Below are 8,902 nucleotides of genomic sequence, written 5' to 3'. Positions count from 1 at the left end.
AAAAACAAACCGCCAACTGATGCAGTTCGGGGAGCATTTTTCGACGATTGTAGGAATCTTTGGCCGGCCGGTTACGGGAACGTATATCTCTGTCTTGCATTCATTCACGCAACCGAAGGAAAAAGACAACCCCAAGGCCGTTCTCGCGTGTAAGGCGATCGTCAAGCCTCCATTGGCCCTTCAACTCCTCCAGTGATTTTTTCCGTGTCGATGTGCACGACTTTGTACCCCCCGATGATCTTGAAGTAAATAAGCAGCAAGAGATAAATACATGCCATCGTCGCCGGGATAAATGAGTCGGCCTTGAGCGTGCGGCGGTCGCCGGCGATGCTCGCGTCACCCACGATCTTCTGTTCAGGTGTTCGTTTGTCGGCAGCCACGTTTTGGACCTCGGAGAGCTTCGTGCCGTCAAGTCCTGTCACTGGTTCGAGGAAGAGGAATGTACTGGGTTTCTCCGCCTTGTACTGCGCGTAAATTGCCGGGTTGGCTTTCTGCAGTTCATCAGCGGCGAAACGGTCTTTAGCATAGCCGAGACCCGCCGAACCGAGCAGTCCGGCAGACATCATGCCGCAACCGCCCATGATTGAGATCGCGATGGCGCCAGTGCGTGGGAAGCGGTCGCTTGCCACCGCCAGCATTGTGGGCCAGAAGAAGGTTTTTCCGAGCGCGTAAACCGCCAGTGCGAGCATGGCGCCGATGAAAGTGGCAATGCCGCTTACAAGGTTCAATCCTATGCACGCGAGGGTCGCGCAGATCACGAGCAGACCCACGGGTGAAATCTTGAGACTCTTCTCGATGAAGTGTGCGCAGAATCTGAGACTGAACATGAGCAGCGAAGTGAACACGAAGAGGATTTTGCCCTGGCTCGTCGTGAGGATGTTGCCGGTGATGTTCTGAATCCAACCATCGGTACCCAATTCGACCGCACCGACAAGGACATGAGTGACGATGAGCACGAACAACACGATCGCGCCAATTGAGAATCGGGTTATGATTGCTACGACTAGGAGGATAACCCCACCGAGCGCAAAAGAGATGCCCTGTGAGAACTGCAGCGCGTTCTGAAAGAATAGGACAAGCAGATAACAGGCGACCGCCGCGCCAAGAATGCCGACATCTTTTAACATTTCTCCAAGGCTCAATCCTTTGGCCGAAGCCTCCGATTTGGGGAAGTGCTGGCCAAAGAAGATCACTCCGTAAAGAACCGTGGGCACCAGAAAGAGCGCGAGTTGCCACTTCCAGGTCCAGTGCATTCCGTCGCCAAGAATCCAGCCCACCAAACCGCCAAGGACGAGTCCGGCCGGCCAGCTTGCGTGAAGGATATTAAGGTAATGGGTGCGGTTTTTCGGGAAGAGCGTTGCCACCAGTGGGTTCGCCACCGCTTCCAGTGTTCCATTGGCGAGTGCAAAGATAAATGTCCCCCAATAAAGGAAGTTGTAAGCCGTATCTTGGGCCTGCCCTTTGTGTGCGGCAAAAGTAACGAAGGCAGAAAGTACGTGGAAAAGAAATGCCGCAACAACCAGCTTGCCATAACCGACCTTATCCACGACCACGCCTCCGATGATGATGCCGAAGCAAAAGCCGGTGAAACCGGCACCACCGATGGCGCCGAGTTGCGCCCCGGTGAAACCGAAGTCGGCGGCCCAGTTGGCCAAGATGCCGCCGCGGATACCAAAGCCAATGCCGGCGGCGAGAATGGCCATAAAGCCAGCGAACAGGAGTCGTTTTGCGTTAGGGGCAATTTCGTTTCCGTTGCTCATAGTTTTGGTTCTTGAGTTATGGTTGTCGCGTTTGAAGTGTCAGATTTTGGCGCCGCCAAGCGCAAGGGTCTCCGCTTTGTAACCGCCGCGGGACCTGTCGTAAAGCCAAATGGCGCCAAACACGATTAGCAATACCGCCGGTAGGATCGCCACGACTCGAAAAGACGTCTGTGCCGCAACGCCCAATACTTCATTCAACTTCTCCCCGGTCAACTCTTTGAAGGCAGCTTCGCCGCCAGCGACTTTGATTTTGGTTGCATCAAACACATTTCCCATCCACGGCAGAACAAATTTAATGGACAGGTTGCCCGCCGTTCCCATCAGGCCGATCAGCAGCGCGCCGCCGCGGGGAAAACGTTCGGCGGCGGAAGCCAGCATTGTTGGCCACATGTAACAAACACCCACGCCCCACACCGTTGCCGCGAGCAAACCGGTGACCGGCGAATTCGCCACGCTTAATAACAACAGACCGCCCGACGCCAGCAAGCATGAGCACCAGAGAAGTCCGACGGGCGTTAGTTTGTGCGCCAGCGTTCCGGCAAAATGCCGCATCAGGAACATCAGGCCGCTGACGTAAATCAGCAGAACGATACCTTTCATTCCCACTGTCCGTGTCAGGGCGATGTCCACCCATTGCCCGGGCGCCAGTTCAGAGGCGGCGGTCAGAAACATCGACAGCCACAGCACGATGAACATCGGACGTCCCAATTCCTTGAACATGGCCGTCGCGGACACGCCGGCGGCGACCCGTTCGGTGGGCGGGAATTTGGTGCCAATGGTCATGAGTCCAAAAGTCACGGCGGGCAACAGCACCACTGCCAGCCGGGCCTGCCAGCCAAAACTCCAGTGACCCAAAGCCAGGCTGGCGAGTCCGCCGATGATGATACCGCCCGGCCACCACGCGTGCAGCACGTTCAGCTTATGGGTCTTGTCGTCCGGGTATAATGTCGCAGCAAGCGGATTGATGACCGTTTCCACCAGCCCCTGACCGATTCCGATGATCAGCATGCCGCTCCAGACAATCCAAAACACCGGAAGAACGCCCGTCAAATTGTCGGCAAAGATGACGACGAGATTGCCCACAACAAAGCACAGACTCGACAGGCCGAGCAGCCGTCCCATGCCAAGGTAATCCAGCAACGGACTGCCGATCGCAATGGCCACGGCAAAGCCCATGAACACGATTCCCAACACACTTGCCGTCATTTCCGCCGAATGCAGGTTGTCGATTGGATCAAAAAAATGGGATTGCAACGCGCCACCGAGATCGCCGCGAATGCTGAAACCCATGCCCGCCGTGGCGAGCGCGACCACGCTCAGGATGAACAGCCTGGTCTTGTTGTATCCAGCGTGTCCATTCGCGTTGGCCGTCGCGTCCATGCACCGGGAATCTACAGGGTAAACTTGGGCAGCTTCACAATCGCGCCGCCTTTCAACGCGGATTGATGGGCGCAGAGACCTACGCAGGTCCAGTTCGCGGATTGACGCGCGTTGGGCATCGGGTCGCGGTTCTCCACCAGGGCAGTCAGGAATTCGTGGCACAGGTGCGGATGACTCCCGCCGTGCCCGGCGCCCTGCGTGAAGCTTAGGTGCGTTTTTTTTCCCAGGTCATAAACACCCCTGGTTGTGAACCGCCGGATTGGTTTGGGCAGGAGTTTTGCGTAATCGGGTGTTGTGATTCTTTTGGGAATTTCAGGCTCGGGCAGCTTGGCCGTGTGGAGCACGTGCGGCTCGTGCTCGACCAGCGTCCACTCGAACGATTTCTTTGAGCCATAGACGTCTATGCTCTCCCGGTATTGCCGAGCGGTGTCGAACAACGACCGGATGATGCGAGCGGTCAGGTCCGAGTTCTTGAACTTGATGTGCGCGGTCTCCACGGCGAACGGGGAGCCGTAATGTTTTACGAGTTCCTTGCGGATCGTGCCGGAACCGAAACAGCTTACGTATTCAGCCGTGGCATTGGTCAGCGCCATCATCGGCCCGACGCAGTGCGTCGCGTACCACATCGGTGGCAGACCCGGCCAGTAATTCGGCCAACCGTCCATGTCCTGTTGATGACTGGCCTGCAGGAACTGGACTTTGCCCAGTTCGCCTTTCTCGTAGAGTTCCTTGATGAAGAGAAACTCGCGGGCGTAAACCACGGTCTCCATCATCATGTATTTCTTTTTCCTCTTCCGGACGAGGTCCACGATCTTCTTGCAGTCCGCGATGCTGGTCGCCATGGGAACGGTGCAGGCGACGTGTTTGCCGGCCTTGAGCGCGGCGATGGATTGCCAGGCGTGATCAGGGATCGGTGAATTGATGTGGACCGCATCCACGTCCGGGTCCTTGAGCAACCGGTCGAAATCGTCGTAGCGTTTCTCCACCCCGAACGCGTCGCCGATCACGTCCAGCTTTTTGCGCGTGCGCTGGCAGATGGCGTACATGTTGGCGTTGGGATGCCGCTGGTAGATGGGGATGAATTCCGCGCCAAAGCCCAGCCCGACAATGGCGATGTTGATCTTGCGCTGGCTCATGCGTCGCTGATTCGTCTCAAGGCGGCGGACTGCAAAAAGACTCCCCGAGGGCGAGGAGTTAATGGACTCGGCAATGCGCTGAATCACACAATTCTCGCGCCAAACTGTCAATGAAAAATCCCCGGATCCCGGCAAACTGAACCGCAAAACGCGGGTTAACACCGGGTGCCAACCGAAAAGAACGGTTCGCACCCGTGCCCGACGCAACGGGTGTTCAGATTATTTGGACCCCGGCTTCGGCCCGTGTGCGAGCAGGAACGCCATCAGGTCGTTGAAGTCTTGCGGCGAGATGATTTCTCCGAAGTTTTCCGGCATGAGCGACGTGGTGGAAGCATGACGATCGACAATATCCCTCTTGGGAATGGAAATTTCCTTTCCCGCGCCGTTGGCCAACACGATCGCCTCGCCTTCCTCGCGACGAAACAGTCCGGATTCCACGTCGCCGTCCTTGAGTGAGACGATGGTGGTGTGAAATGCCGGGTCCACATTGCGATTCGGATCGAGCACGTCCTCGATCAGGCGTTCCAGTCCCCGGCCGCCCACGCCGTCGAGTTGGGGGCCCACGACGTTGCCCGCGCCGTCAATCTGATGGCAGGGGCGGCAGTTCAGCGTAAACACCTTTTCGCCACGGGCAGCCGAGGCTTTGGCCAGGTCAAAACCGGCGCGTCGACCGTCCATCAACTTCTGTATCTCGTTGCTCGGCGCGGCCACGTTTTTGGTTAATTGCGCGAGCCGTTCGTTGACGTTCGCCGGTTTTGAAGCCAGCAGCTTGTCCTTCACTGCGCGTTCCAACAACAAAGCGGCGGGCGCGCGCCCGTCGGCCACGAGCTTGAGCAATTGCTCCCCGCCGCCAGGGCTGCTCGCAAGCGCCGCCGCGAGCTTCACCTGCAAGCGTCGCGTCAGGGTGCGGAAGGCTTCGTTCAAAATGGCCTCGCCCTCGGGCCCCTTGCTCCGCGCGATTGCCTGTGCGATCTGCCTTCGCAGGCCCATGGAAACGGCAGGATCGCCCGCCATCGGGGCGAGGGCCGCAAGAATTTCGTCAGGATGCAAAGCCACCAAAGTTTCCGCAACGGCGCCGCACGCGCCGATGTCCGTGGCCGGATTGACCAACGCCCGCGCAAGTTGCGGCCTGAATATGGCGAGCGACAGCGCGCGGACGAGTTCGGCGGCGGCTTGCAGCCGCTGGCCGATCGTGTTGGGGCTGACTTTCGGCACAACGACAAGCGGCGGATCGAACCGGCCAATCGCCAGCCAGGCATAGGCATTGCCGTTGTCAGCGTCGGTGACTTCGAGGTACCCCTGCCGTCCGGCGAAAGCGCTCAAATCCCAGGTGACCGGCTGCGCGGTGTCATTGCGCGGCGGAAACGTTTCGGCCAGGACCTGGTCTGAAGCCGCGGTTCGCAACCGCACGACGTTTTTCTTCAGCGCGGGTTTGTCGGGGTACCCGTCGTGCCCGGCGAGGAAGAAATTCAACCTGGCAGGAATCGTAAACGGCTTCGAACGCAGGACTCCGGTAAACGACTCGCCGCCGGGCGGAAGACTGCACAAGAACCACGATGACTTGTCGCCGTCGGCCGAAACGCGCTCCTGTACGAACCATGGATCCGTCGTGTTCGCCATGCCCTGAACCGGTGTGTTACTCCACTCCGGGGAATTGACGTCAGCGGATTCAAGCAGGCGTTGCGCTAGTTCGGCGCCCCAGTCGCGAACGCCGCCGGTCAGTGTCGCGCCCCGTTGTTCGGTCCCCTGCTGGACGGACTTGAACAGCGCCAATTGAAAGTCGGGATCGTCCGCAAATTTTTTGCGCGTGAACGTGGCCAGGGAATCCATCTCGTTCTCCGGCGCATAACGAGCCGCATGACGCAGATAATTCGCGAGTGTCTCCTTCTTTTCGGAATACTTCTGAACGTGACGCAGCAGAAATTCGCCGGCCTCGGGGCTCGGCACGGCGACGGCGACGTCCGCGATCGCCCGCTCGTCCTGCTCGCTCAGGGTTGCTTTCGTTACCCGGTCGAAAATCCCGTTGTCCCTGAGCTGGTCGCGGAGTGCTTTGCGGACGGTGTAAAGCAGGTGAGTGTCCTCCCGGGGCACGCGCGCGAGCAGGCCGAGCAGCGCCCGGACGTTGTCGCCGGTTATGACGTTGAGTTTTCCGACGGCCTCGGCTGCGCAACGTTGCACGAGCGGATCCCCGTCACTCAGCCCTTGGATTGCGATCATGTGCGCGGTTGCGATCCGGTCCGTATCCAAAGGGAGACCGGGCAGCGAATCGCGGTAGATCGTGTCCGCGGCGATGCGTTGAGCGTGCACGCCCGGCAGGACGTCACGGGAGGTGTGGGCGGCGTCGAGTTCCGCGGGTTTGATGGCGTCGAGCCGGTGCAGCAACCAGAGGATGTGAACCAGTTGAAACTCATTGGCGGCTCCGCTCAGTGCGGCTTCCAGCTTCGTGACGGCGGATTTGCTGAATCGGTCCGAAATCGTGTTCATCGCCAGCATCCGGCGCGTGAGGTTCGGCGAAGCGAGTTCGGCGATAAGGCCGTCGAGATTGTCTGGCAGGGCGAGGGGGCGCAGCTTCGCTTTGTCGTCCGCTCCTTTGTAAACGATCCGCCAGATGCGGCCGCTGGTGCGGTCGCGGCCCGGATGCGTGAGCGGCACTTCGTAGTGGCCGATGATTCGATTGTAAAAATCCGCGATGTACAGCGCGCCATCCGGGCCAAGTTGCAGGTTCACCGGCCGGAACCACGGGTCGTCGGTGACGACGAAGTCGGGGCGTTCGTTCGCGAGCGGTGTCGAGCCGGTGAAGGTGACGGCATCACGGTTGACGCGGCTGGTCATGACGTTGCCGGTGAAAATGTTGTTCCGATATTCCTCCGGCCAGAGGTCGTCCTCGTAATAGACAATACCGGAAATTGCCGTCGAGCCGTGCCCGTGAAAGATCATGGAGGGCGCGAAGCCGAGTCCGTCGTCCGGCTTGCCGAAGCTGGGATAATAACCGCCGCGCAAAAGTTGATAGACCGGTTCGCTGTGGCAATCGGCGGAGTAAAGGTTGCCGAGCGCGTCGAAGCAAAGGCCGAAGGGATTGACCTGGCCCCAGGTGTTTTGCTCGATGCGCGAGCCGTCAAGGCGGATGCGGTAGGTGTTGCCGGAATTCATCTTCACTTCGTGGCCGTCAGCGCCGCGCACGTCGGTGTTGTTGTTGTAGCCGTGAGTGGCGTAGAGCCAGCCGTCGAAGCCGCGCGTGAACGAGCTGTTCATGCCGTGCGTGTCGCGCTCCCAGCCGAACGGGCCGTAAAGCTTTTCCTGCTTGTCGGCTTTGCCGTCGCCATCGGTGTCTTCGAACAGCCAGATGTTCGGGATGGACCAGGCGACACATTTCCAGTTCCCGTTCGTGTTCTGGAACGGATAGATGCCGATCGGGATGTCGAGTCCTTCGGCGAACGTCGTGACTTTTCGCGCGCGACCGGCTTCGTCGAAGTCGGAGAGGATTTTGATCTGGTCGCGGGACGGTTTGCCGGGAGGAACCGGGAACGGGTATTCGCGGGTGACCGTCACCCACAACCGCCCTTGCGCGTCAAAGGCCAGGTTCATCGGCTTGAGGATGTCCGACTCCGCGGCGACGAGTTGCATTTCAAATCCCGGCGGCAGATGAAAACTTCTTTGCTCCTGTCCCGGCTTGAGGGCCTCCGTGGGCCGGACGTTTTCGGCGAACGGATCGGCGGCCGCAGCGCCAAAACTCATCGGAAGGATACCAGCAAGGCCGATCAACAGCCGCCAGGCATTTCCGACAGACAGACATTTGATTCGAGCATGCGCTGTGATCATGGTTCCCACACTTATTGCCCAAATTCCGGACTGCCAAAAGGAAAAATTTTTCCTTTCGTTGTTCGCAACGTCATATATGCGAGTCATTGTCGTTGAGGTTGTGATTTGGCATAACACTGGCTCGCACACGGGTACGGGCCGTGAGCCAGCCTGATCAAATGACGAAGTGGTGGACGATACGGCGACTCAAATCAAATAAGCCGCAAACCCGCCGCGAGGCGGTCGTGAACCTTGCCGCGCAACAGCAGCCCGAGTCCGTGCGGTTTCTTCTGCCGCTTGCAGCAGATCCCGACGGCGAGGTCCGCAAATCGGTTGTCGAAGCGCTGGGGCAAAGTCGAAACGAGCAAGTGCTCACGCCTCTTTTCAGCGCGTTGCACGATCCTGACACCGGCGTCCGGGAGGCCGCGGTGATGTCTCTGACACAATTGGCCGACGCGCGCGCCATTGATCCTCTCATGACCCGCGATGAAAGATTTCATCCAGCGATGGCTCAACCAGGATGCGCAATGGCACGGGGTGCTGGCGTGCGGCGTCCGGTTTCCCGACAAAAGCGCCCTTACACGGAGCTGGACCCACGAATTTCCCGCCCCGGCGCTGGAAAATGCCCTGTGCTGCGTGAGTGACACGTTTCAGGTGCTCAAAATCAACTTTTTCCCGAATGAGCGCATTCGCTGGGTGTATGACAACGTGTTCATCCATTGCGTGCGGCGTGATGACGGCATCTGCCTCGGAGTTTTTACACCGAAAGACCCGCAATCCTTTGATCCGGGTGAAGTTGATCGGCAGCTTACAGAATTTCGCGGCCTT

7 protein-coding genes are annotated in these 8,902 nt (G+C 58.9%); 2 read left to right on the top strand and 5 right to left on the bottom strand.

Annotated features, from left to right (window positions below; genetic code table 11):
• A partial coding sequence (locus VN887_05750; protein ID HXT39508.1) for a hypothetical protein occupies positions 1-196 on the top strand: 196 nt, incomplete at its 5' end.
• On the opposite strand, the gene VN887_05745 is transcribed toward VN887_05750, so the two are convergent.
• From VN887_05745 to VN887_05725, 5 genes are all read right to left on the bottom strand, one after another.
• A complete protein-coding gene (locus tag VN887_05745) occupies positions 162-1,760 on the bottom strand; it encodes an MFS transporter (GenBank protein HXT39507.1) in 1,599 nt (532 codons plus the stop codon). The two genes, VN887_05750 and VN887_05745, sit on opposite strands and share 35 nt — an antisense overlap.
• A gap of 39 nt (positions 1,761-1,799) precedes the next feature.
• On the bottom strand, positions 1,800-3,140 hold the full coding sequence (locus VN887_05740; protein HXT39506.1) for an MFS transporter: 1,341 nt from the start codon (positions 3,138-3,140) through the stop codon (positions 1,800-1,802).
• An 11-nt stretch (positions 3,141-3,151) separates the two neighbouring features.
• Entirely contained in the window at positions 3,152-4,276 is a 1,125-nt protein-coding gene (locus tag VN887_05735; GenBank protein HXT39505.1) for a Gfo/Idh/MocA family oxidoreductase, read from the bottom strand.
• A 219-nt stretch (positions 4,277-4,495) separates the two neighbouring features.
• Positions 4,496-8,095 carry a PVC-type heme-binding CxxCH protein gene (locus VN887_05730; GenBank protein HXT39504.1) on the bottom strand — a complete coding sequence of 1,200 codons (3,600 nt, stop codon included), beginning with the start codon at positions 8,093-8,095 and terminating at the stop codon, positions 4,496-4,498.
• 191 nt (positions 8,096-8,286) lie between these two features.
• The gene (locus VN887_05725; GenBank protein ID HXT39503.1) at positions 8,287-8,574 is read right to left on the bottom strand and encodes a hypothetical protein; all 288 of its coding nucleotides are present in this window, start codon (positions 8,572-8,574) and stop codon (positions 8,287-8,289) included.
• On the opposite strand from VN887_05725, the gene VN887_05720 reads away from it, so the two are divergent.
• Positions 8,561-8,902, top strand: a 342-nt coding sequence (locus VN887_05720) for a hypothetical protein (protein ID HXT39502.1), incomplete at its 3' end; no start/stop codon positions are given. The genes VN887_05725 and VN887_05720 overlap by 14 nt on opposite strands.

Origin of the sequence: Candidatus Angelobacter sp., assembly GCA_035607015.1 — a bacterium.
Taxonomy (GTDB): Bacteria; Verrucomicrobiota; Verrucomicrobiia; order Limisphaerales; family AV2; genus AV2.
This window is presented reverse-complemented; position numbering and strand designations above follow the sequence as displayed.

Bases quoted from the DNA above. Each gene is read 5' to 3' on its own strand.
- VN887_05730 (HXT39504.1), bottom strand. From the start codon at position 8,095: ATGATCACAGCGCATGCTCGAATCAAATGTCTGTCTGTCGGAAATGCC.
- VN887_05745 (HXT39507.1), bottom strand. From the start codon at position 1,760: ATGAGCAACGGAAACGAAATTGCCCCTAACGCAAAACGACTCCTGTTC.
- VN887_05740 (HXT39506.1), bottom strand. From the start codon at position 3,140: ATGGACGCGACGGCCAACGCGAATGGACACGCTGGATACAACAAGACC.
- VN887_05725 (HXT39503.1), bottom strand. From the start codon at position 8,574: ATGAAATCTTTCATCGCGGGTCATGAGAGGATCAATGGCGCGCGCGTC.
- VN887_05735 (HXT39505.1), bottom strand. From the start codon at position 4,276: ATGAGCCAGCGCAAGATCAACATCGCCATTGTCGGGCTGGGCTTTGGC.